Source organism: Paenibacillus sp. FSL R10-2788 (assembly GCF_038003885.1).
Classification (GTDB): Bacteria; Bacillota; Bacilli; order Paenibacillales; family Paenibacillaceae; genus Paenibacillus_AQ; species Paenibacillus_AQ odorifer.
Genome location: NZ_JBBOQA010000001.1, coordinates 6433714 through 6457751 on the forward strand (window position 1 = coordinate 6433714; position 24038 = coordinate 6457751).

The window sequence follows — 24038 nt, forward strand, 5'->3', positions numbered from 1 at the left end:
TCCTCAAAAAAGAATATCCGGTGACGTATCAATTCTCCAGTATCCATTCACCTTTTTCAGCTTCACATACACCGACTCACTGCCTTCCTGCCCGCTCGAATAAGGAACTGTTAAGTCAAATTCAGCGGTTGTTGCAGTTTTGGAGAGCATTCGGGCGGTGGCTTTTTCAAACATTAATGAGTTTCCAAGATCCGCATTCACCTGTGACATTCTACCTTCATGCTCCAAAAATTGAGTCTGCACATAATAAGCTGCTGCATTATGCGTGTAGGCTTTTTTTATGTAATTCATCAGCTTCGCCTTTGTCCCAATATCATTGGAAAGGTAACGGTACTCTTGCGCTTTATACATGAAGGTTTCCATCGGGAAAAAGTTGCCCCCACGGCTAGTATAGAAATAGATTGCTCTGGCATGTACAACAAGCGGTACCACACTTTTTACCGTCAAATTGTTTATAGTAGCTGGGCCTTCTTTTCCTGTGCCAATCACAGCCACATTTTTTATTGCCGAGCTTCCCACTGATGATGAAGCTGCCATAACTCCGCTACCTGCTGATAAAAGGCCTAAGGATAGGGCCAACGAACCAAGCATCCATTTTTTGTTCATCTGAAGTTCCTCCTCTTTCATCTGAAAAATACAGGCGATCGCCACTGTTTCAGCTTATGCACCCCGCAAGCTAAAATACCCAATAAACAGAGGAATGAAAACGTATTACAACTCTTTTGAAAATATAAAAAAACTCCACCCTCCTGATTCACAGGAAAAGCGGAGTAATATAGTTAAATAAAGTAGTACAAGAACCCTAATCGGATGCTGCTGCGGTGGCCTCAAAATACGCTGTAAAAGCTACGTTAGCAGTCAAAATACTCTCCGTATTGTTCTTAGTACGATCCTCGTAGGATTGCTGAAAATTGAAAGAGTCCACATTCACAATACGGGGTAAGGCTTGTAGTTCATCCATCCATTGCCGGATCCCCGAATATGTCCCTTCCACCACTGCAGTCATTTTGATCTGTTTGACCGTCGGGAATGACACCTCAGCTGAACCTGTCATTTGCTGAATCGGATTAGCCTCATCCATAACAAAACTAAGATCCTTTAGCCGCGCTTGTGAGGACGTGCTAACCTCCCGCAAATCAACAATCAGACCTTCGCTGTCATCGCCCTTTGGGAGTTCCCCCAGTAATTCCTTCTGTTCTAGGTCTCCCTCAGTGCCACTGCCCTTCAGCTCATTGATTTTGTTTTGGAGCATTTCTGCTTCCTTTTCCAACTGACTGATCTCGCTGCTCTGTGCGGAAATTTCCTTATTGGTCGGCTGAACACCCAGCATATAGAATGCAAACAATATCAGGAACAAAATCAGCACTCCCAGAACAATCGGCGAGCGATACTTATTGATCTGTTCCATCGCTGCTCACCTCCCCTTGGCTGGCATCCGTTTCACTGTTTTGAAGCTTATCCGCTGCTAAGTTCACTTTATAAATAGCCGTATACGTATGGTATGAAATGGCATCTGCGGCTCCTTCAGTAAGCTTTTGAATAGAGGCATCGGTCGTAAAAGACATTTGGCGAAGTTGTCTTAAATAGTTGGAAGCATCCTCCATAGTGGATACATTTACAGTCAGATCTATAGAGGTCCGGTAGGTATAGTTAATATCACGGATTAGTGCCTCCTTAGGCAATCCTTCCACTAATTCGTCCAACATAGGGACTGCAATCACCTTATTGTCCTGAAGTACTGTGATGGCTGCTTTCCGATCTAGCTGTCCAGGTCCGCTGTTCTTAAGCTTCGCGAGCTCAACTTGGAGCATAAAACTGCGATCCTGCAGGCCTTGCAGCTGTTCTTTACCGTTAGAGATTTGACCCTTATTGGCAGAAAAATAAATCCCCGTTCCGATCATCCCCAGCAGCCAAATCGCTACAAGCCCCATCGTGACATAAGGAAATAGCAATGTCTCCCGATCTTCTCTCGGCAATAGATCAATCGTATCCGTGTTGATGCTATTTTTTAGAGCGGTCCCGGCAGCTACACGGTAATCATTTAGTTCAGGGTCAGAAACAGCAGCACTAGCCATCTGTTCCAGACTTATTGGTGTTATTTCAAGTTCTGCTAGGGACTGCTGGAGCTCTAGGTCCAGTTGTTTACGAATTGAGGGAGTGCCCGTAATCACTAAATTGTTGATACGAGTGGAACCGTCATGCAAGCTGTATTGATAAAAGCTGAGCATACGGGAGATTTCCGCAGTGATTTCCACCATTTGCTCGGGTGATAAATGTTCTTCTACAGCGACAGCTGTTTCTGCCAAGGTTTCACTGTCTGTCAAAAGATCCATTCCCGCTAAATTTCTTCCTTTATGTAGATCAAGTAAGTTTATCGTACGAATGAAGACCGGATTCCCGTTTCTGAACATATAAATGTCCATTACCGATGGCTCCATATTAATCAGCATCGTCTCCGCAAAGCTCTCCCCGTGCCCAGTGGTTATAGCACGCGCCAAGGCGGTTGCCGAAATTTCGACACTGCTTATCCGAAGACCCGCCCGCTCCAGAACTTCTACGTAATCCTGAATCGATTTTCGCGGAGCAGCAAATACGAGCAGGTGACTTTGCTCCTCATCCACTTCGAGCGTTACATAGTCATAGACAGGATTTTCAAAAGGTAAATGCAGTCCCGTCTCCACTTCCAGCTTCACCAGTTGTTCTACCTGTTTGTCGTTGGTACTAGGAATACTCATTTTACGGATAATGATCTGTGAAGGGGGAATGGACAAAGAAACCTTACTGCCCCGTAACCCTTCCTTCTTCACCCACTGCCTTACCCGATCATAAAGCGCCTCGCTATCCGCCACCTGATTCTCAATGATCATGCCTGGAAGGAGCGGGAGAAACCGTTTTTTACGGACTTCCCATGACTGTTTATTCTTAAAACTAATATAACGGATTCCGGCAGCTTCAATTGAAAGTCCGGCCACTTTGGAGCCTAATCCAAGCATGTGATCAATGTCCTCCTATCCGATAAGCGAGAGATACGCGCCGATGATGTGTGAACCATATCCAAAACTAATTAAAGCTCCTATAGCTAACCATGGGCCGAAGGGTACCGGCTGTTTACGTTTGATTACACCGAGCAGCATCAGCAGTCCGCCCACCACGCTCCCAAGCAGACAAGCCACAAAAAAAGCCAAAATCACATTCGGAAAGCCAATCACCAAGCCCAGCAGCGCAAATAACTTCACATCTCCAGCCCCCATGCCACCTAATAGAACAAAAGGGATAAGAACCACTCCCCCAAGCACAGCTCCTAGCAGATGATGCCATATCGGTCCATCCGGAAATAGCAGTACAAGAATCAGCAGCAGCGGTAAAAAAAACAACAATACCCTGTTGGGAATCAGCATGTACTTCAAATCCGCAACCGTCACGATAACCGCTAAACTTACAAGAATGAACCCGATGATTCCCTTACCCGTCAGGCCAAATTGTAAATACACCCATAAAAAAAGCAAACCCGTTGCCGCTTCTCCAAGCGGGTATAATGGCGATACCCTTGTGCCGCAGTATCGGCACTTGCCTCCTGACAGCAGGTAGCTTAGCACCGGAAACAAATCCCGCGCTTTCAGCCGCGTGTTGCAGTTCGGGCAATGTGACGGCGGATTAAGCAAGGATTCCTTGACCGGCACCCGTAACGCCACTACGTTATAGAAGGAGCCTAGAATCAGACCCAGTAATGTGATGTAACTTGCGATAAATATCGTCATGGCTGTCCTCTATTAGCTTCTGGATTTTAAAAAAGGAATCGGGAAGTCCGATTCCTTAAGGATAAACCAAGATAATTCAGAAAAATAGAACATATATTTATAGAGTTATTACTTAGTCTTAGATTTCAAAACCTGCTCCGCTGTAAATGTACCCCCAGTAGTAGTACCTCCAGAAGTAATTGGTGTAGAACCTTCAGGTTGTGGAGATATCGATACCGAAGCCAATTGACCTTCCGGTGTATATGTTACAGTTCCTCCGCTGATTACCTTTTTCGAACTTGGGAGACTTAAAGGTTTATCCAAATACCCTTTATCTTGCATTTGGTCGATAGTTACTGTTACTGCATTTGTTGAATCATTAAATTTCCCATTGCTTTCACCAACAATATATAATCTGGAGGCATCATAAATTTGACGAGCAGTAGCAACATCAGAATCTTCTTTAGCATTCGATATTACATTCCCAATCAAAGGTATTGCAATAACCGCAATAATCCCCAAAATAACGATAACCGCCAGCAACTCGATCAGCGTAAAACCCTTTTGATTTTCCTCTTTGCTTAATCTTCTTTTAATCGCTTGTGCTAACATTTGATTTCCCCCTCTAAGTGGTGTGTGAGTGATAAAACCTATATTCTTCATTTCAGTGAATCCAACATCATCTTTCTTGTGCTTACGGAAACAGCTCGTCCATCGTCGTCTAATCGCCAGCGTAAGTTCGTGGATCTTGCCCCGCCTCCCCGGCGTCACCCCTCTCAATATATACAAGGAACCAAGAGGTTCACATATTACCGTACAGACTGAACATCGGCAGCATAATGGCAGCTACAATGACACCTACAACAGCAGCTAAAAAAGCAATCAGCAGCGGTTCAAGCAGCGATTTCAGACGGTCGACGGTATTCTCCACGTCCATCTCATAAAAATCAGCTACCTTGGACAACATCGTGTCGAGCGCCCCTGTCTCTTCGCCAATCGCTATCATCTGTGTAACTAGTGGCGGAAAGACCCAAGCTTTTTTTAGCGGCTCAGATAGTGGGTTTCCTTGTCTCAGCGAATCGCCTGCACTACGGATGAATCTCCCGATGACCTTATTTCCTGCTACCTCCTCAACAATCACCAAGGATTGTAGAATCGGTACAGAGCTGGCATAAAGAGAAGAAAAAGTGCGCGTAAACTGAGCAATCGAGCCCTTTTGATTCAGCTTGCCGAACACAGGAATTTTTAACTTGGCATAATCAAGGGCGTAAGCACCCTTTTCCGTACGTTTTGTAATCTGAAAAGCTATCACTAGGAGAAGTACTCCGAGTATCCAGAAATACCATTGACCTTGAATGCTTTTGCTAAGTGCCAAGACCATCTGTGTAATTGCCGGAAGCTCGGCATCCATCGATTCAAACATCGTTACAAACTGCGGCACAATCGCCCAAAGTAGATAGATAACCGCGGCAATCGCCATAACCCCTACGGTAATCGGGTACGTAAGCGCTGATTTTATCTTCTCTGTCGTGGTGTGCTGTTTCTCAAAAAACATAGCCAACCTGTCCAACGTCCCCTCAATATCACCGGATTCCTCACCGGCACGGATCATGCTGACAAATAGCTGCGGGAAGATTTTTTTATGATCCTGAACGGCTTGTGAGAACGATATCCCGCGCATCAGGCTGGAATTAACATCTACTAACGCTTTGCGCAGTGGCTTACTCTCGGTCTGCTCTGCCAAAATACGCGTTGCATCCACAATCGATACCCCCGCCCGCATAAGCGTGGCAAACTGCCTGCAATAAATGATGAAATGAAGCGGCTTAACGGGATTACCAATATAAATGTCCATCGATAAAATCGTGGTTTTGCGCTCAATCAGTGAAAATACCGTAAGTCCCCGCTTGCGTAGCTCCTCCATCGCCGTAGGTTTATCGGTTGCCGTTAGTTTCCCTTTGATAGATTTGCCTGCGGATGTCTTCACCTGATATTCAAAAAGAGGCATCAGCTGCTCACCTCCGCCATAAACGCCTTAGCTGCTGTTGGATCAATAAGCCCCTGCGATAAATAGTCACGGATGCTCATGTCCAATGTGTGCATGCCTTGTGAGCGTCCCGTTTGCATCACATTTTTGATCTGATGTGTTTTTTCGGTACGAATAAGATTGGCTACGGCTGGTGTATTGAGCAAAATTTCCGTAGCGCATAAACGCCCCCGACCTCCAGCCCTTGGGAACAACCGCTGACTGACTACTGCCAGCAGCACTGATGCTAATTGTGAACGAATCTGTCCCTGCTGATGTCCCGGAAAAGCGTCGATAATTCGGTCAATCGTCTGTGGTGCATCTGTTGTATGTAAGGTAGCCATCACAAGATGACCTGTTTCTGCGGCCGTAACTGCTGCTGAAATGGTCTCCAAATCCCGCATCTCACCAACGAGAATGACATCCGGATCCTGACGTAAGGCAGCACGTAATCCATTAGCAAAACTTGCGGTATCGCAGCCCACTTCACGTTGATCCACTAGACAGGTTCCATGGTTATGTAGAAATTCTATCGGATCTTCCAGAGTCACTATATGTTTGCTCTCCGTCTGGTTAATATAATTCAGCATAGCTGCAAGCGTAGAAGATTTGCCGCTGCCTGTGGGTCCTGTAACCAAAATTAGACCTTGTGGCTTAAGCGACAAAGTAGTTAAAATCGAAGGCATCGACAGCTGTTCCAGACTCGGAATCTCTGCAGGAATGGCCCGGGCGGCGATACTAACCTCGCCCCGCTGACGAAAAACGTTCACCCGGAATCTTACCCCACCATCAAGCGGATATAAAAAATCCAACTCGCCCGCATTCCGAAATGCTTCAATTCGTTCATTACCAAGTAGCGTTTTGGCCATATCTGCCGCTTCTTCAGCAGCCACGGATTCACCCTCAAGCGAGTGCAGCTTTCCATCCATCCGAATAACCGGCGGTGATCCTACGGAAATATGTAAGTCAGAAGCTTTGGAGGAGTAAGCCGTTTGTAATAGTTGTCTAATATCCCGCGTATACGTTGGCATTAGCCGCTCCCCCTAAGTCAGAATGCTAAATCCCTGTTAACCTCTAATGTGAGACCGTCTCGCGCATGACTTCTTGAAGCGTTGTAATTCCTTGACTGACCTTGAGCAGTCCGTCATCCATCAGTTGAACAAGCCCACGCGCTTTACCTGCTGCACGCAGTTCTTCTACTGAGGCAGTGTTTGTTATGAGCTGCCGTAAGTGATCATCAATACTGAGTACTTCATGAATCGCTATTCGTCCACGATAGCCAGAATTGTTACAGCTACCACAGCCGCGTCCACGCTGTAATTCTTCCGCAGGTAGTCCTAAGCTACGTAGCATAATTGCTTCCTGTTCAGATGGTTTGTAGGTTTCTTTGCAGTCAGTGCAGATTTTGCGCACCAGCCGCTGTGCTACCACACCAATCAGCGAAGAAGCGATCAAATAAGGTTCTACCCCCATATCCCGCAGTCGGGAGACGGAGCTAATCGCATCGTTTGTATGTAAAGTAGACAACACTAGATGACCCGTTAATGAGGCGCGAACAGCAATTTCTGCAGTTTCCGCATCCCGTATTTCACCGACCATTACGATATTCGGATCTTGTCGAAGAATCGAACGCAGCCCAGCTGCAAAGGTTAGTCCAATAGCCGAGTTTACGTGCACCTGATTTACTCCTTCAAGCTGGTATTCCACTGGATCTTCGACTGTGATAATATTTGCGCTTTCTACATTAAGTTGATTCAACGCTGAATATAAAGTTGTTGTTTTTCCGCTACCGGTAGGTCCTGTGATCAGCAAAATCCCATAAGGACGAGCTATCATCTCCTTAAAAGCTTCTGCATTCCCCTCACTGAATCCCAAAGCATCTATGGATTTGACCCCTGTGCTTAAATCTAGCAACCGCAGCACAATCTTCTCTCCGTGCATCGTTGGTAATGAAGACACACGAATATCTACCATTTTGTAATCGAACTGCATTTTGATCCGTCCGTCCTGCGGCAAACGCCGTTCTGCAATATTCAGGCGGGCCATTATTTTCAGACGGGCGGTGATAAAGCCCTGCATCTGCTTAGGAATAATCCGCTCTGTCCGTAAGGTTCCGTCAATGCGGTAGCGGATGGTTAAATTATTTTCACCTGGATCCATATGTATATCAGACGCCCGCAGAGCAACTGCCTGCTGAATCATCTGGTTGACCAAACGTACGATTGGGGAGTCCTCATCTGTAATCTCTGTCTCTTCTATTTCTTCCTGTGTCGGGAGTTCTACCAGCATCTGATTCATAGAATCGCGCATGCCATAGTGACGCGCAATCGCCCGCTGCAGCTCATCTCTCGTAGAAATAGCGGGTTCGATCCGGAAGCCAGTACTCATACGTAAATCTTCTATCGCAAAATAATCCAGCGGGTCCGCCATCGCAACCATCAGCTTGCCGCCCTCTTTTAAGAATGGAAGCACCTGATATCGCTTAGCCATACTTTCAGGGATTATCTGCGTGATTGCGGGATCTATCTGGTATTTAAATAAACTGACATGCGGGATGCCGAGTTGAAATTCAAGCACTTCAATCAACTGCTGCTCCGTAATATAGCCTTGAGAGATTAGCAGATCGCCGAGCTTACGTTTGCTCTTACGCTGTTCCGCGAGAGCCTCAAGCAACTGGTCCTGCGAAATAATATTATTTTCTACCAGCAAGTCTCCCAGTCTCTTTTTCGCGATAGCCAAGTCTATTCATCTCCGTATGCCGTTATTTATGCCGGCTGAAATAATGGATATTTTTTATATAAATAGAAATCAAACTCCCAGCAAAATTCGCTCAAAAACGAAAGATATAATTACCATAAATACGCCTTCCATAAATTTGTCAATTTTGAGTATTTTTCAATCTAACTAGGACTTTAGTTATAATTTAATAGGTATATTTCAATAGATTTATGTTGTCTATCAATGCTGAATGTCCTAGAATGTATATAACATAGATTGGATAATTTTACAACGACACGGAATGAAAAAGGCTGTCGGAATCTAGCATATACGAGACGGAATACAACCATATCTGCCAATAGTTAACAATCAGGGAGAGATGACAATGAAACTTGCCAGCAACAAAAAAGTTTTTATTTTTACAGTAACTACCCTGCTTCTCCTTCTGCTTGTTCTGCCGATCAAAAATCACTTTATGAATGTCGATGCCAGTTCAAATGAATACCAAATTCGTATGCTGGAGGTTACGGAGAATGGGGTTAGTGAGCTTGCGTCTCTAAAAACGGGAATATCTAACCTTACCATTGACACGATGAGTATGAAGCGCTTTGTGGCGCTGCGGGATGATCTGGACGGGAGATATGATGCAGTATATATCGGGAAGGGAACTTACAATCCTGCACAGGTAAGTAATCAACAACCCGCCTCTGAGGAAAATAGAGCTAAGGCCCTTAATACCAAAAGTATGAAGAACGACATTACTCATCTGAAGGCTGATCAAATTACAAAGGAATTTATCAACAAGGGATTATATGTTTTTTTTCATAGCCAGCCCTTTAAAGACAAAGATGCAAAACCTCAAACTGAGCAAGGTATACTGTACAGCTCTTTTAACAGTTATCGTCTTTCCACCTCCAACCCAAATGTTAAGTTTGTAGATGACAGTGAACTCGCGGATATTTTTGCCGATTTAAAAAAACAAGACTCCAAATACATAAACGACTTGAAGAAACGCCCTCATCTACAAATTACGAATAGAATTCCCAACTATGACCCTAATGCAACTAACAGCAAAATCTATGTTCCTGGGGAGAAGCTTTCTTTTAATTTCAATGTCACCACACCCTCTACACAAAATAGTGCTCCGCTCTCAGTCAAACTGTACGTTGGTCTTGATAAATCCATCAAAATGGGAGAAAAACAGGTCGTTGCTGAAACTGAGATTAGTACATCCAGCGGAACTATTGAATACACTTTGCCAAAAACATACTCTGGGTTACTCTACTGGAAGCTAGAAGTTAATGATTACCACAGTACACAATTAAAAGACTTCGACAGCGGTGTAATTCGTTACCGTGGCGAGAAAACCATAGTAAATATTCTTCAGGTTATGCCTGACACTCTAACAGAAAGCAGCCTCCTGAACACTAGTAATATGAATCCGAATTTTCTCGATACATCTGACTATAAGCTCGATATAAAAATCAAAACGATGACTGAATTCAAAAACTATATTGATGACAGCTATGCTGCAACACATAGTTACGGACTAAATGGCACTTATGACATGCTCATCTTTGGATTTGTAGACGAATACTACAAAAAATCTAATTTAAACACTAATGCGATCAACGCTATTACACAATTTACTGGTACCTTCAAGCAAAGCGCCTTGTTCACTCACGATACCATCATTAATTTAGATGCAAATAAAAAGAACTGGATCAATAATTTCATGGGGATTACTGGTCAGGTGAATCCTGAGACCAACTTAGGCCATAATGCCATCAATCTTTCCACCAAGGTTAAGCCGGTGAATGACGGGCTTTTGATGCAATATCCTTTTTATCTAAGCAAGAGGGACGACAGCAACCAGCAAATCGATATTTCCACACCACAAATTGCACCAACACATAACCAGTACTTCACACTTAATTTGGAAGATCCTGAAGTAGTATCTTGGTATAACATTCAAAGTGAAGCATCAGGTACGAGGATAAAACCAAATGGAGAATATAATCAATACCAACGTGATACCGAGGATAGCTGGAATCAATATTACACATATTCCAAAGGAAATATTACCTACTCAGGTACAGGTCACTTTTTTGGAGTAAGTGATATTCCAGCCAATCTAAAGAAATTCCCGGACTGGGAACAACAATTGTTCGTTAATACTATGTATCGTGCTTTTATTGGGGCCAATCATGCTCCAGAGATTACCGTGCATACGCCGGCTAATGATTCATCGATTCCGTCTTATCAAGAAACACTCCTTGTCGACTATACAGTAACTGATTTGGACTTTAACGATCGTGATCTAACAACTGAAGTCCGTTTCAAATCAGGGAACACGTACTTTCCCAAGATTGAAATAAGTAAGATGAACATCAAATCCGGTCAAAATATATATAGAACAGTTGACAATCCGCTTCCAAACGGAGGTCTACTCGACATCGAAATTAAAGCTTGGGATCAAAATGGTGCGCTCTCAAGTAAAACGCTCAGAGTAAATGTCCTGCCGTCAAACACCAATTTGAGTGTAACACGATCTCTCTCTCAGAATGTTGTGAATGGCAAAATAGAAAAGGGAGAACCGGTCACTCTTAGTTATTCCATCACCCCAAAATCTGTACCGTTTGATAAAGTCGGCACGGTCAACCAGACCTCTAACACACAATTAATATCGGATATTGTATTTACCGAGAATCTCCCACCTAACCTGGAGATTTCAGGAGAATTACCTGCCGGTACGATCGTCACTGGAAATGCAACCAGTGGATTTAGATTGACACGCAATCTAAATGACATAACCTATTCATTAAAAACGGTGAACGGCGCCCAAATCTATAAACCAGACTCTGAACAGCCTATAACGTTCCAAATCACAGTTAAACCGACCGAGACCCAAACCTATATTTTAAATGATTCCAAACTTAGTTATATCGATATTCATGCCACATTGCCACCGCTAGGAATCTTAGGTAAATACAATGCACTTATCCTTCATACCACTTCACTTCGTGGTGGAACTATCAAGGGACCACTGGCTTCCGGGGGAACAGTCAACTTCAACAACGCGGGTATTACAGTAAATGAACAATTTAAAGACCAAGTGCCATATGGTATTGTCACGGGCGGAGATGTTTCCCTTCCTGAAGGAACAGTTTACGGAAACCTAATGGTTAAAGGCACCGTTAAAGACCAACGTCCTGGTTCTATCCAAAATGGTACCATCAATTACGGAGAACTTCTCGATTTCAACAAGCAAGAGAGTTATCTCCTTGGACTCTCTGATGCTATTGCCAAGCTGCCTTCCAATGCCACGGCGACTCATGAATACGGAAAACTTACGGTCACAGGTAACTCAGATATCAATATTGTTAATATTTCTAGTTCAGCGTTAAATACGCTTAACAGTTCCGAGCTTAAGGTTCCGCAAGGATCAACGGTAATTGTTAATGTACAACAAGACAGTAACAGTGAACCATTCTTACATTTCCCACTGGGGAGCGACGGTAGCCGTGTGCTATACAACTTCCCTAACGCCAAGCCTTTGCTAATTTCCCAAGCCAACGTATACGGAACCATTCTGGCACCACGATCTACTATAAACTTTGATGGAGGACAGGTGTATGGAACAATCATTGGAGCTTCAATGAATATGAGTAGTGCCACTTTATACCATTTCCCTTTTGCCGGTAGCCTACCAGCGGAAATCTATCCGCTACCTGTTCCAATCCCAACAGATCCTTCATCGACTAATTTAGCGCGGACTACAATTTCGTTTGAGACTTTAACTTTTACAGCCGAATATAAGATTAACGCCCTGCAATTGGATGACAAAACTATTTATGTAGGAGATGAGATTCGACTAATCCCAATAGTTACGCCTTCAGATTTAAGTAATTCTGCATTCCTCTGGACAACTAGTAATGCTTCAGTTGTGCAAATAGACTCCAACAGTGGCGATATTATCGGTTTGGCCAAAGGATCAGCACAAGTCACTGTTAAGGCTCTTGATGGTAGCGAAGTTACTGGTACTGCATTCATAACTGTAGAAAAACGTAATTCTCGTTCTCTATCAATTAAAGGATATGAAACAGGGAGAATCTATGAATCCATTACGTTAAGTGCCTCGTACGTTCAAGACAGTAAAGAACCTGAGACCAACATAACCTATATCTGGTCCGTTAAAAACATTACCTCTGGGGCAAGCACTGCTGTAATTAATACCAATCCAGAGTATCCCGGTGATGATACCGAAAAGATTTTCAGTGCGACGCAGTCAGGAACTTACCTAGTAAGTCTTACTGTAAATTCAAGTAACCCGGTTCCAATTACCCAAGAGAAAACCATAACAGTTACTAACCCACTAACCTCATTGTCGATTACAGGTCCAACAACGGTATTGATAGGAGGGCAAATCGATCTAAGCGCAAGTAGAAATCCTACGTATGCTGATCCAGCAACGCTAAGATGGAGATTCGTGAAATCAACGGATAAAAATATTACGGATGACACTATTACGAATGATCATATTGCTACTCTTACGCCTTCTAGTGATGGCTCAACCGCTAAATTGACGGCTGGTGATACCGCTAAAGAAGGACTGCTGATTGAGGTTTCATTCAAAGATATGACTTCAACACATGAGGTTAACATCGTTGAGTTAACGGGAATAAGATTTAAAGAACAGTCTATTACTATTGAAGTGGGCCATACTTTCCAATTAACCAATATTTTATGGGCATTCCCAACCTCCGTCTCGATAAAAGACATCAAAGATAACTTGAGCTGGGTAAGCGACAATTCTTCAATCGCCAGTGTCGATAATGGAACCAATATTGATACCAGAGGAATTGTTACCGGTGTCAAAAAGGGATCAACCACCATTACAGTGACTTATACCGGAAGCACAGGCACAACAGCAGAAGCAGATATTACGGTTAAGGTTGTAGAACCCCAGAATGACGATCGTTACTAATCTTTACATTTAAAAATAAGAAACTTCCAACGAAAAAAAGGGTATCCCTAAGCACTCGCTTAAGGATACCCTTTTTCAATTGGTCTCAATGACTCACAAGCTCCAGAGGGCCTACAGTTACATTCACCTGCTGCACACGCGGGAGGCTAGACTGCTGATGAGTAAAAACATCCTGATTATATTGAATCTGAAAACGGTGACCCAAATTATATCGATCCGCATCCTGATTTTCAAAATTAAAGCCGAGAGCCGGATCTAAGGGCTCAGTTACTCCTCCTAGTACTGCGTTTACTGTAAGATTCCCTTTGGCAAAGAAGCCACCATTTAACCAAAAGATTGACCCCACTCCGTACAAATCAGCGTCACTATCCGTGTAAAAAAAAGCTTTCATATAAAATGAATCCTGCTCAACTTTTTTCTTAGGTGGATTAGTAAAAGTATCAATTCGGTTAATGAGCACATCTCCTTGAGATATGAGGACTAACTCCTTACTACTTAAACCTTGGATCACGGCATCCTCTACTTTCGTTTCTCCTAAAACAAACATAGTAGAGTTGAATTTCACCTGACCTTTAATAGTAACATTACCTGTAACTAGAATATTAGCTTGTATCTCCAAAATTTTAGTTATATCTGGGCTATAGTTATTTACCTCCAGATCACCATTAACAATAAGCCATTTGGGCTTATTAGAAGGATTACCTGTTTTGGCTTCATCACTAAACTTTAACTGTTTGTAATCAATTCCATCGATAAGCAGATTACCGTTATAAAACGTAGAATTATTCAAATCTTTATCCAACAAGGAGTTCTGATATATTCTCAATTGTTCTTCGTATTGGCTGCACTCTAGTTCATACTTATCCTTTTCTTCTTTTGTCGGATTATCTTCAAGTACTGGCTCAGTGTAGGGTGGATTCTCATCGGGTAGTCTATCTAATGTTGTTGTGCTTAAATAATTCCCCAGTTGATTATCCTTAATAGCTTGCTTAAGTTCAGACCTTTTCCCGGTCAACCCTGTCGCTTCCTCCACTTTATCAAGAAACGATTCCAGCACATTAATCTGCACGAACTTTTTTTGCGGTTTGATAAACACCTGCTCTTTATTAACTCCCAGTATGTTAGGAAGAATAATTGAGGCGTTGTTTTTATTTACTGCTGCATTAATAATTCCATTTCCGGAATATTTAATACTTTCAAGTGATTGCACATGCACCTCAGGAAGAGGTTCCGTAGATGCTAGACTGGCAGGGTCTTTTAGTAATTCTACTTTAGGATATTGAGTCTTTTCTTTAAGATCTTTCACTTTCTTATACGTATAAACAGCCGTATCGCTGATGTTTAGTTCTTCACCCGCATATATATTGCCATGGAGACCAGGTGCTCCGTTTAATGTTAATACTTTTTCCGATCCAAAAGCATATTTAAGAAAATCAGGATAGGTATCAATGACTATCTTTTGTCTCAGCTGTCTGATGACGCCATTAACTGTGGCTTGTGCTTCAATATCGACATAATATTTTTGCTTATCCTGCTTCTCATAGGTGATGCTTTTGATCGTACCGCCAGCTCCAGATAGCCCCGTACTTACGCCATTGTTAACGCCGACAACTTTGGTGGTCACCTCATTAACAATACTTTTAATCTCATCTTCCATATGATCAGGATCAATATCCGTACGCCCGTCCAACTTCGTCTGTATGTATGCCGCTGCTTCATCGAGCCCCTTTTGAGCCAGATGCAGGCTCTGCACGTCGTTTTCCCTTGTCTCCGTTCGTTGTGCGCCACCCATCGTTGCCCCGAGTACAGCTACTCCGAGTATAGTAAGTAGAAGAGCAACAAACATAACTAATACTAGGGCTGAGCCTCTTTCATTATTCTTCATCCCTCCTGCTCCTCCTAGAATCCGAATTTACTTTTCAACTCCAATGGGTAATCCCTTCCGTCGTAGCTCTGAACTAGCGATAAATCTATAGATATCAAGCCGCTATCACAAGGGATGCTATTCTGACACTCTAAAGTTATAGCAGAACCCTGTTCTAATTTAGATATCGTCTCAGTTCTTGCATCTACTGGTGGATCGACTACATCAGGATTTGCTATTGTAAGAGCACCATTAACAATACGAATCTGAGACTTAGTTCCATCCTGACGTTCTAACGTAATGTAGCTATCAATAATAGTCCCTGCATCATTTTTGAGAATAGTTGGAGTGACCTTCTCAGGAGCAAATGTATACAACTCCGTTATAATCGCGGACATTAACAAATCACCTTCGTCTCGTAATGAGTTTTCAATCGATATTTTATGATAGCTTCGTAAGCCCAGCATTGTTATCCCCGAAATAATTCCCGCTGCAACTGTAAACAACGATAGTGCCACAATTAGCTCCACTAAGGTAAAGCCGCCTTCTCTGCGAAGAAGATTAACGAATTTTCTCATCGGTAATATATCCCTCCACAACAGGTTCACTTTGAGGTCCGCCAGAAGAATCCGCTCTGCTGACTTTGACCAACACAGGTAACAAATATACTGCCATCTTCTGTTTCTCCGGATCACTAGATTCCAAGCTTTGGTTATGTAGATCACGCTGATATTTAATATCTATCTGATAGTTCACACCATTTATTGCAGGATTCAAAACCTGGTTTAAGATTTCTGTATCCTGAACAAGCCCCTTGTAATCCTCACATTTCAGAGAATCATCCGTATCCTTTTGGCATTTCGCCGCCTCTATCGCATCATGATTCTGCTTTATAAAAAATTTCTGCATCGCCTCAAAATCCTGCTTCTCCACATAAAACAGTGCATTCCGCGCCAGATTGACCATAATCGTTTTGTTCTGGTTCGATTTAGAGTAACTCATGGCGTTAGTAAAGTAAGACGTAAGCACCAGTGAAACTATCGATAAAATTACAATAGCTGCCAGCACTTCGATTAATGTAAATCCTTTTTCCTGCTTTAGGCCCGGTTTCATCCTACTTTCCGCCTCTCGCCTATGAAAATACTTTTCGTATTTGCACGTTTTTCCTAAATTTTCTACTTCCATTATATTCTCTCATATCCAGCTACAGCAATCCTCAAAACCCTTATAATTCAGATATTTCTACAATATCTCTCCCTTTTGGTCTATGCTATGATTTGGAAAGAGAGGAGATGAATGAAATGGCTTTAATAGAGTGCAAATTTTATTCTGAAGTACTAGGTTTGAATACCTCAATGACTGTAATTTTGCCGCAAAAAACAACTACACAAATCGGGATGAGTAATGTAACAAGAGGTGATCTTCACCCTACTTTGTATTTACTGCATGGCTTGTCTGACGATGATTCGATCTGGCTGCGCCGGACTTCCATAGAACGGTATGTAGCGGAGATGGGGATAGCTGTGGTAATGCCAAATGTGCACCGCAGTTTCTACACAGATATGGCCATGGGGGGCCGTTATTGGACCTTCATTAGTGAGGAGTTGCCGATGCTGGCGCGCTCATTTTTCCCGCTTTCCGATAAACGCGAGGAGAACTTTGTAGCCGGGTTGTCGATGGGTGGTTATGGAGCGATTAAGCTGGGACTGCGTAAACCGGAATCTTTTGCAGCAGCAGCGAGTTTGTCTGGAGCACTTGATATGGCGCATAATTTCTTGAACGGGGAAGGTGCTACCACTAAAAGCAAAGAATACGAAATGATCTTCGGAAAAGAAGATACCGCTGGAACGCCGGAAGACCTTCTTTGGCTGCTTGAGGAAGTGAACCGCTCCACGGGGCCAAAACCAGCGTTGTATCAATGCTGTGGCACAGAAGATTTCCTATATACCGATAACTTGAGATTCCGCGATGCCTGCCAGGCAACCTCACTTTCTTTAACCTATGAAGAAGGTCCGGGGACACATGAATGGGGATACTGGGATGCCAAAATCCGCGATGTGCTGGCATGGCTACCTTTAAAAAGTAACTAGCTGTACTTAATAGACCACAAAAAGATGCAGCCATAAGCTGCACCTTAATATCTGTTCTACTCAGATTGCCCTCTTCGGAGGGTTCTTCTCGCTTAATTGCTTACCGTCCTTATAAGAACGCCGAAGGCAATTATGCTTGTTTGGTGATATTTTTAAATAATCCAGTCTGTTCTGTGATTCCTTTTTCAGCAGCAAATCTTTCAATACTCGATGCACCAAAGAATCCATCTATGCCTTCTGTCCGTTCAATTACGTACGCCGCATCTTCCGGCTCTGCAATCGGTCCACCGTGACAAATCACCATAATATCTGGATTTACTGCTTTCCCTGCTTTAATAATCGCTTCGATTCTTTCTACACAATCATCCAATGTCAGTGCGGTCTTAGCTCCAATTGTACCTTTGGTAGTCAAGCCCATATGTGCCACTAAAATATCTGCGCCCGCTTCTGCCATAGCTTTTGCTTGCTCAGGATCAAATACATAAGGAGTGGTGAGCATATCCAATTCATGCGCAGCTCTAATCATATCTACTTCTAAACCATATCCCATGCCGGTCTCTTCTAGATTCTGTCTGAATACGCCATCGATCAAACCTACAGTTGGGAAGTTTTGTACGCCGCTAAAACCTTGTTCCTTAAGTTGTTTTAAATAAACCTCCATTACTCTAAATGGATCTGTTCCGCATACGCCTGCTAATACAGGGGTGTTTTTTACAACAGGCAATACTTCCGAGCCCATTTCGACTACAATTTGGTTGGCATCCCCATAAGATAATAACCCTGCCAGTGATCCACGGCCTGCCATTCTGTATCTTCCTGAATTATAAACAATCAGCATATCTGCTCCGCCAGCTTCACTGCTTTTTGCAGTAATTCCTGTGCCAGCCCCCACGCCTAAAAGAATCTTTCCATTTGCCACTTCTTCCCTAAACTTCGCCATGATTTCAGTTCTTGTATTTTTGTTCATGTGTAACGCCTCCATTTAAATATTTATTTATCTTATAAAAGCCTTATTTGCTCATGAGATCTATTAGCTTCTGCGCTGCTGCTTCTGCAAACTCCACATCATTAATGGCACAATCCATTTCGATAACCTCGACAACATTTCTGTTTACACCATTTCTTAAGGTATCAAATAACATTTGATCTTCCTCTACGCCATAAAAAGCTTCCCCTGCAACATCAATGCCAGATATCCCTTTAAGCGGCAGCATTAACACCGTTTTCTCTTTGGCCATATTTAATTTCTCGACAAGCTTTTTGCCGATGGCTTCATTTTCTTCTACTGTTGTTCTCATCAGAGTAACTGTTGGATTGTGTTTATAAAACTTATGTCCAGCAAATTTGGCTGGTACCGTATCATAAGGGCCAAAGTTGCACATATCAAGCGCGCCTACCGAGACAACCTGTGGAATATGATGTTTACCAGCAGCTTCTAACCGATGAGGTCCTGCATTCAGCACACCGCCAATAATTTCGTCCGCCCACTCTGTTGTTGTCAGATCCAATACGCCTTCAATAAAACCAGCCTCGATCAATGCTTCCATGGACTGGCCGCCTACACCTGTTGCATGGAATACAAGCACTTCATATCCTCTAGCTTCAAGATAATTACGGGCTGCCGTCACACAGGGGGTTGTTACCCCAAACATTGTTGTAGCTACTAATGGTTTTTTCTCTATCACTTGTTTATTCTCAAATTTAAGCATACCGGCGATGGCGAAAGCTGCATTGGTAAAAATCTTTGTTGAAATGGAGTTCAGACCAGCAACATCTACAACTGATGGCATCATGACAATATCACTAGTGCCTACATATGGAGCAGTATTCCCTGAAGCTACGGTCGAAACCATCACTTTTGGTACACCAATAGGCAATGCCCGCATACCAGGGGTTACAAGTGAAGTGCCTCCAGTGCCCCCAAAGGAGATAATTCCATCAAATTTGCCTTGCTTATATAATTCAGGCACTAATTTTTCCATACCTTTGGCTAATAATTCTGTTGCTAGTGCTCTATCTTTTTTGGCAACGAGCTCATCTATACTTACACCCGCGGCTGCTGCTACTTCTCTATTAGAGATATCCGGTGTAAAAGTGGGCTCAAACACACCTGTATGAATTGTAAACGTACCCAGCTCCAAGCTTTCCAGTAAATTTTTAATGTAGAGATATTCTTCACCCTTGGTGTCAAAAGTTCCGGCAATAGCAATCGTCTTCATTTCTTCAACCTCCTCTTCAAATATCTGCAACAAGAAATATAAAGATAATGTATAATGTGAAACTTATGCTTTCTTATATTTCAAAAAAGCATGATCAACTTATGAGTTAATCATACTTCTTTGATTTATGGATGAAAACGCTTTTATGTCTTATGTTTTTGTGTTTATGTTAGATTTATATTGTTTTGGAGAGAACCCTTTATACTTCTTGAACATTTTGCTAAACTGCGCATAATCCTGGTATCCAACTAATGGCGCTAGCTCAGATAACTGGATATGGTCTCTATGTAATATTTCCGCCGCCTTATCCATCCGAAATTGCACGAGATACGTTTGAAAGCTACAACCTACTTTTTTGGTAAACAAACTACTCAAGTAACTTCGGGATACATGTGCCACCTTAGCTAAATCTGCAAACAAGATCTCATTCATATAATTTTGAGCTACGTATTCTTTTACAAATTCAACATAATCATAGTGCTTTGTGATGCCGTCTAACATTTTGACCATAAAATCATCTTCATCCAGCGTCCCCGACACTTTAAAAGCTTTGGTTATATTCGTAATGGACTTCTCCGATGGAATTCTTTCAAAAGCAGAGCCTCCGATATATCCCATCAAGTTTTGATTATTGCTGTACATATATTGCACATCAATTGGCGTTTTCACCGGACCACCGTAAACCAGCTTAATTAAATCTGGCTTTAGCTCATTGCATGTATTAAATATCTTGTCCGCTTTAACCTTGGCCGCTTCCAGAGAGAATACTTTTTTAGCGCCTAATAACCCGCCTTCTGTTAGACCTAGATGTGCACAAATAATATCCGCTCCAGCCTCAATCATCTGTGCTGCCTGGATTTCGTCAAATACAAAAGCAATGGTAAACAAATTCTTCTCATGGGCTATTCTTATGGCTTCTACTTCAAGTAGATAACCATTCCCCTCTTCTTCGAGCGCTTCTCCAAATTGACCATCTATTAAACCAACCGTGGGGTAATTATTAATGCCGGCGAAGCCTCTATTCTTTATTTCACTTATATAGGATTCCATATCTTTGGTCGGATCAGTTGCATTGAGGCCAAAAATAATAGGGATATCTCTGACCAACGGTATGATCTCTCTAGATGCAAAGTCCATCACCATATCATTGCTATTACAAAATGGTAAAATACCAGCGAGAGAGCTCCTCCCCATCTGGCGAAATTTACCCGAGTTTAACATCAGAATAAAATCAGCTCCACCTTGCTTCGCATACTTTGCCGTTATACCAGCACCGGTGGCTACTCCAATAATATGATTGCCTACTTTTAATTCCGATCTAAGCTCGTCTAGGATTTGCTTTCTGTTCATATCTACGAACCCTCCTATCCTAACCTAAGGATAACCGTAAAGAACACTGCTAATCCAGTCATAGTTCATTTAGTTAATAAAAAAAATCCCGCCTGACACCTATAAAGGTCTGAGGCGAGATTTGATATTAATACGGTTTACAATATAGCATCCCCGTGTTGTACAACCCATTCATTAGCTTCGTGCAATGCCAGCTCTGCGCGTTCAATTGCAGCCTTCACCTGCACGGTGGCTGTGCCGCCATAAACGTTACGAGCGTTAACTACAGCTTCCGGTTGAAGAACAGCATAGATATTCTCGTCGAAAAGCGGCGAGAATTGCTTGAACTCTTCCAGGGTCAAATCCAACAAGAATTTGCCTTCGTTGATGCAGTAGAGTACCGTTTTCCCGATTACCTCATGCGCTTGGCGGAAAGGAAGCCCCTTGCCTACCAAGAAGTCGGCGATATCCGTTGCATTCGAGAAATCCGTGTTCACCGCTTCACGCATACGACCTTTGTTCACCTTCATAGTGGAGATCATCGGCGCGAACAATTGTAGTGCACCAGTCAGCGTAGTAACCGTATCGAACATGCCTTCTTTGTCTTCCTGCATATCCTTGTTGTACGCCAGTGGCAATGATTTCAGCACCGTCAGCAAACCAATCAGGTTGCCGTAAACGCGGCCTGTTTTGCCCCGTACCAGTTCTGGTACGTCAGGGTTCTTCTTCTGCGGCATAATGCTGCTGCCTGTGCAGAAAGCATCATCCAGTTCTACAAAGCTGAACTCTGTGCTGCTCCACAGCACCAGTTCCTCACTGAGTCTGGATAGATGTGTCATGATAAGGGAAGCATTCGCCAAGAACTCCACGATGAAATCGCGGTCGCTGACAGCATCCAGACTGTTCTCATACACACTGTCAAAACCCAGTTGTTCTGCTACAAAATGACGGTCAATCGGGAAGGTCGTTCCAGCAAGCGCTCCTGCTCCGAGTGGCAGCACGTTGATCCGTTTGTAGCTGTCCGTCAGACGTTCTGCATCGCGGCGGAACATCGATACGTAAGCCAGCAAGTGATGAGCAAACAGGATCGGCTGTGCCCGTTGCAAATGCGTATAACCAGGGATAATGGTCTCCACATTGTCTTTTGCCTGTTCGATCAAAGCTTCCTGCAGCTCATGCAACAAACTAACTAGCTCAACTACACGACCACGTAAGTAAAGGTGCATGTCCGTCGCCACTTGATCGTTACGGCTACGTCCTGTGTGCAGCTTACCGCCAACTGGACCGATTTCCTCGATCAGATGTTTTTCAATATTCATATGGATGTCTTCATCCGATACTGAGAAAACAACCTCTCCAGCATTAACCTTGTCCAGCACTTTGTTCAGACCTTGTTTGATTGTTTCCACGTCTTCTTGTGGAAGGATTCCGCATTTGCCCAGCATCGTGACATGTGCCAGACTGCCTTGCACATCCTCTTTGGCCAAAGCCTTATCAAAGCCAATGGAAGCCGTATATTCCTCCACCAGCTTGTTCGTTCCTTTAGTAAACCGTCCGCCCCAAAGCTTGCTCACCTGTTGTTTCCTCCTCTTGGACGCCAGAGGGCCGCTCCTATCCTGACGGGAGGAACGGCCTTCGGGGTTGCCCGTTTAAGTATATGTTATCGTACTATTTAGAAGCTCCATTTACACCTGTAGAAACTTTAAGGCGCAAAGCGTTCAAGTGGATAAAACCAGTGGCATCCCCTTGATCATAAGCTTGTGTAGGATCAGCTTCCATCGTTGCAATCTCAGGATTGTACAGGCTGACTGGGCTCTTCACTCCAGCGCCGATGATGTTGCCTTTGTACAGTTTAAGACGAACAGTACCTGTTACATTTTGCTGGCTCTGTGTTACAAGAGCTTGCAGTGCGATACGCTCTGGAGCGAACCAGAAACCATTATACACCAAAGTGCTGTAACGAGTGATCAGGCTGTCACGCAGGTTCATCACTTCACGGTCCATCGTGATGGATTCCATTTTGCGATGAGCGACGAACAGGATCGTTCCACCCGGAGTCTCATACACACCACGGCTCTTCATGCCGACAAAACGGTTCTCAACCATATCCACACGTCCGATACCGTGTTTACCGCCCAGCTCGTTCAATTTCTCCATCACTTGAAGTGGGTTTAAGGACTCACCATTCAGCGCTACGCAGTCTCCCTTAACGAAATCGAGTTCCAAATATTCCGCTTCATCCGGAGCATCCTCTGGAGCGTTGCTCAGTAGGAACATTCCTTTGTTCTCTGGTGCACTTGGATCAAACCAAGGATCTTCCAGTACGCCGCTCTCATAGCTGATATGCAGCAAGTTACGGTCCATCGAATACGGCTTCGCCGCAGAGGCTTGTACCGGAATATCATTAGCTTCCGCATAAGCAATCATTTCCGCACGACCTGGGAATTGATTGCGGAACTCTTCTAGACGCCAAGGTGCGATCACCTTGATGTTCGGAGCCAATGCAGCTACGCCAAGCTCGAAACGGACTTGGTCGTTCCCTTTGCCTGTCGCGCCGTGCGCGATAGCCGTTGCGCCTTCAGCGATGGCGATATCTACCATGCGCTTAGCGATCAATGGACGAGCAATACTAGTTCCGAGCAAGTATTGGCCTTCATAAAGTGCGCCAGATTGGAACATCGGGTAGATGAAATCGCTAGCGAACTCATCGCGCAGATCGTCGATGTATACTTTCGATGCGCCAGTAGCAAGTGCTTTTTCCTCCAGACCGTCGAGCTCTTCTTTTTGGCCGATATCGGCTGTGAAGGCGATGATCTCCGCGTCATAGGTTTCTTTAAGCCATTTCAAAATAACGGATGTATCCAATCCGCCGGAATAGGCGAGTACAATTTTTTCTTTAGCCATGGTGTGGCAACTTCCTTTCGTGTGGGCTATATAAATTAAAATAAACGTGCCTTTGCCAGCACTCTGACGATAAATCGCAATTACACTGAATATTTGGACTTCCGGTCGCTGTTATCATCAGATTTCTTTTATTTCAAACCGCATTGTGCGGATAAAATCTGATG

The 24038-nt window shown here is 43.5% G+C and carries 18 protein-coding genes; 2 read left to right on the forward strand and 16 right to left on the reverse strand.

Annotated features, from left to right (window positions below; genetic code table 11):
- Positions 1-3 precede the first annotated feature (3 nt).
- The 8 genes from NSQ50_RS28655 to NSQ50_RS28690 all read right to left on the reverse strand — a co-directional run bounded on the left by NSQ50_RS28655 (position 4) and on the right by NSQ50_RS28690 (position 8502).
- Positions 4-606 carry a DL-endopeptidase inhibitor IseA family protein gene (locus NSQ50_RS28655; RefSeq protein ID WP_051491029.1) on the reverse strand — a complete coding sequence of 201 codons (603 nt, stop codon included), beginning with the start codon at positions 604-606 and terminating at the stop codon, positions 4-6.
- 196 nt (positions 607-802) lie between these two features.
- Positions 803-1408, reverse strand: coding sequence for a type 4a pilus biogenesis protein PilO (pilO, locus tag NSQ50_RS28660; RefSeq protein WP_076179806.1), 606 nt, complete (start codon positions 1406-1408; stop codon positions 803-805).
- Positions 1392-2993, reverse strand: a complete 1602-nt coding sequence (pilM, locus tag NSQ50_RS28665) for a pilus assembly protein PilM (protein ID WP_076222339.1) — start codon at positions 2991-2993, stop codon at positions 1392-1394. The genes pilO and pilM overlap by 17 nt, the downstream gene beginning before the upstream one ends.
- Positions 2994-3008: 15 nt before the next feature.
- Positions 3009-3758: a prepilin peptidase gene (locus NSQ50_RS28670; protein WP_076222340.1), complete on the reverse strand. Its 750-nt coding sequence runs from the start codon at positions 3756-3758 to the stop codon at positions 3009-3011.
- 108 nt (positions 3759-3866) lie between these two features.
- Entirely contained in the window at positions 3867-4349 is a 483-nt protein-coding gene (locus NSQ50_RS28675; RefSeq protein WP_076222341.1) for a type II secretion system protein, read from the reverse strand.
- A gap of 190 nt (positions 4350-4539) precedes the next feature.
- Complete coding sequence (locus tag NSQ50_RS28680) at positions 4540-5745, reverse strand: type II secretion system F family protein (RefSeq protein WP_076144668.1); 1206 nt, start codon at positions 5743-5745, stop codon at positions 4540-4542.
- Positions 5745-6794, reverse strand: coding sequence for a type IV pilus twitching motility protein PilT (locus NSQ50_RS28685; protein ID WP_076222342.1), 1050 nt, complete (start codon positions 6792-6794; stop codon positions 5745-5747). The genes NSQ50_RS28680 and NSQ50_RS28685 overlap by 1 nt, the downstream gene beginning before the upstream one ends.
- Positions 6795-6837: 43 nt before the next feature.
- Positions 6838-8502, reverse strand: a complete 1665-nt coding sequence (locus NSQ50_RS28690; protein WP_038573557.1) for a GspE/PulE family protein — start codon at positions 8500-8502, stop codon at positions 6838-6840.
- A 364-nt stretch (positions 8503-8866) separates the two neighbouring features.
- Here NSQ50_RS28690 and NSQ50_RS28695 point away from each other — a divergent pair, with 364 nt between their 5' ends.
- A complete protein-coding gene (locus NSQ50_RS28695; RefSeq protein ID WP_076222343.1) occupies positions 8867-13468 on the forward strand; it encodes a DUF5057 domain-containing protein in 4602 nt (1533 codons plus the stop codon).
- 85 nt (positions 13469-13553) lie between these two features.
- On the opposite strand, the gene NSQ50_RS28700 is transcribed toward NSQ50_RS28695, so the two are convergent.
- From NSQ50_RS28700 to NSQ50_RS28710, 3 genes are read right to left on the reverse strand one after another with little or no spacing between them, the layout of a single operon-like run.
- Positions 13554-15353: a hypothetical protein gene (locus NSQ50_RS28700; RefSeq protein ID WP_076179800.1), complete on the reverse strand. Its 1800-nt coding sequence runs from the start codon at positions 15351-15353 to the stop codon at positions 13554-13556.
- Between the two features lie 14 nt (positions 15354-15367).
- The gene (locus tag NSQ50_RS28705) at positions 15368-15910 is read right to left on the reverse strand and encodes a type II secretion system protein (RefSeq protein WP_038573563.1); all 543 of its coding nucleotides are present in this window, start codon (positions 15908-15910) and stop codon (positions 15368-15370) included.
- On the reverse strand, positions 15894-16445 hold the full coding sequence (locus NSQ50_RS28710; RefSeq protein WP_076144662.1) for a type IV pilus modification PilV family protein: 552 nt from the start codon (positions 16443-16445) through the stop codon (positions 15894-15896). The genes NSQ50_RS28705 and NSQ50_RS28710 overlap by 17 nt, the downstream gene beginning before the upstream one ends.
- A 188-nt stretch (positions 16446-16633) precedes the next feature.
- Between NSQ50_RS28710 and NSQ50_RS28715 the strand changes: the two genes are divergently transcribed.
- Positions 16634-17422: an alpha/beta hydrolase gene (locus NSQ50_RS28715; RefSeq protein ID WP_076123851.1), complete on the forward strand. Its 789-nt coding sequence runs from the start codon at positions 16634-16636 to the stop codon at positions 17420-17422.
- A gap of 130 nt (positions 17423-17552) precedes the next feature.
- Here NSQ50_RS28715 and NSQ50_RS28720 read toward each other — a convergent pair whose 3' ends face one another.
- The 5 genes from NSQ50_RS28720 to NSQ50_RS28740 all read right to left on the reverse strand — a co-directional run bounded on the left by NSQ50_RS28720 (position 17553) and on the right by NSQ50_RS28740 (position 23874).
- Positions 17553-18389, reverse strand: a complete 837-nt coding sequence (locus tag NSQ50_RS28720) for a phosphoenolpyruvate hydrolase family protein (RefSeq protein WP_038573568.1) — start codon at positions 18387-18389, stop codon at positions 17553-17555.
- Between the two features lie 43 nt (positions 18390-18432).
- Entirely contained in the window at positions 18433-19641 is a 1209-nt protein-coding gene (locus NSQ50_RS28725) for a Tm-1-like ATP-binding domain-containing protein (protein WP_076179797.1), read from the reverse strand.
- Between the two features lie 150 nt (positions 19642-19791).
- Positions 19792-20991, reverse strand: a complete 1200-nt coding sequence (locus NSQ50_RS28730) for a phosphoenolpyruvate hydrolase family protein (protein WP_076144658.1) — start codon at positions 20989-20991, stop codon at positions 19792-19794.
- Positions 20992-21128: 137 nt separating this feature from the next.
- The gene (gene argH, locus NSQ50_RS28735) at positions 21129-22544 is read right to left on the reverse strand and encodes an argininosuccinate lyase (protein ID WP_036678523.1); all 1416 of its coding nucleotides are present in this window, start codon (positions 22542-22544) and stop codon (positions 21129-21131) included.
- A gap of 94 nt (positions 22545-22638) precedes the next feature.
- On the reverse strand, positions 22639-23874 hold the full coding sequence (locus NSQ50_RS28740; RefSeq protein ID WP_042192353.1) for an argininosuccinate synthase: 1236 nt from the start codon (positions 23872-23874) through the stop codon (positions 22639-22641).
- Between the last annotated feature and the right edge of the window lie 164 nt (positions 23875-24038).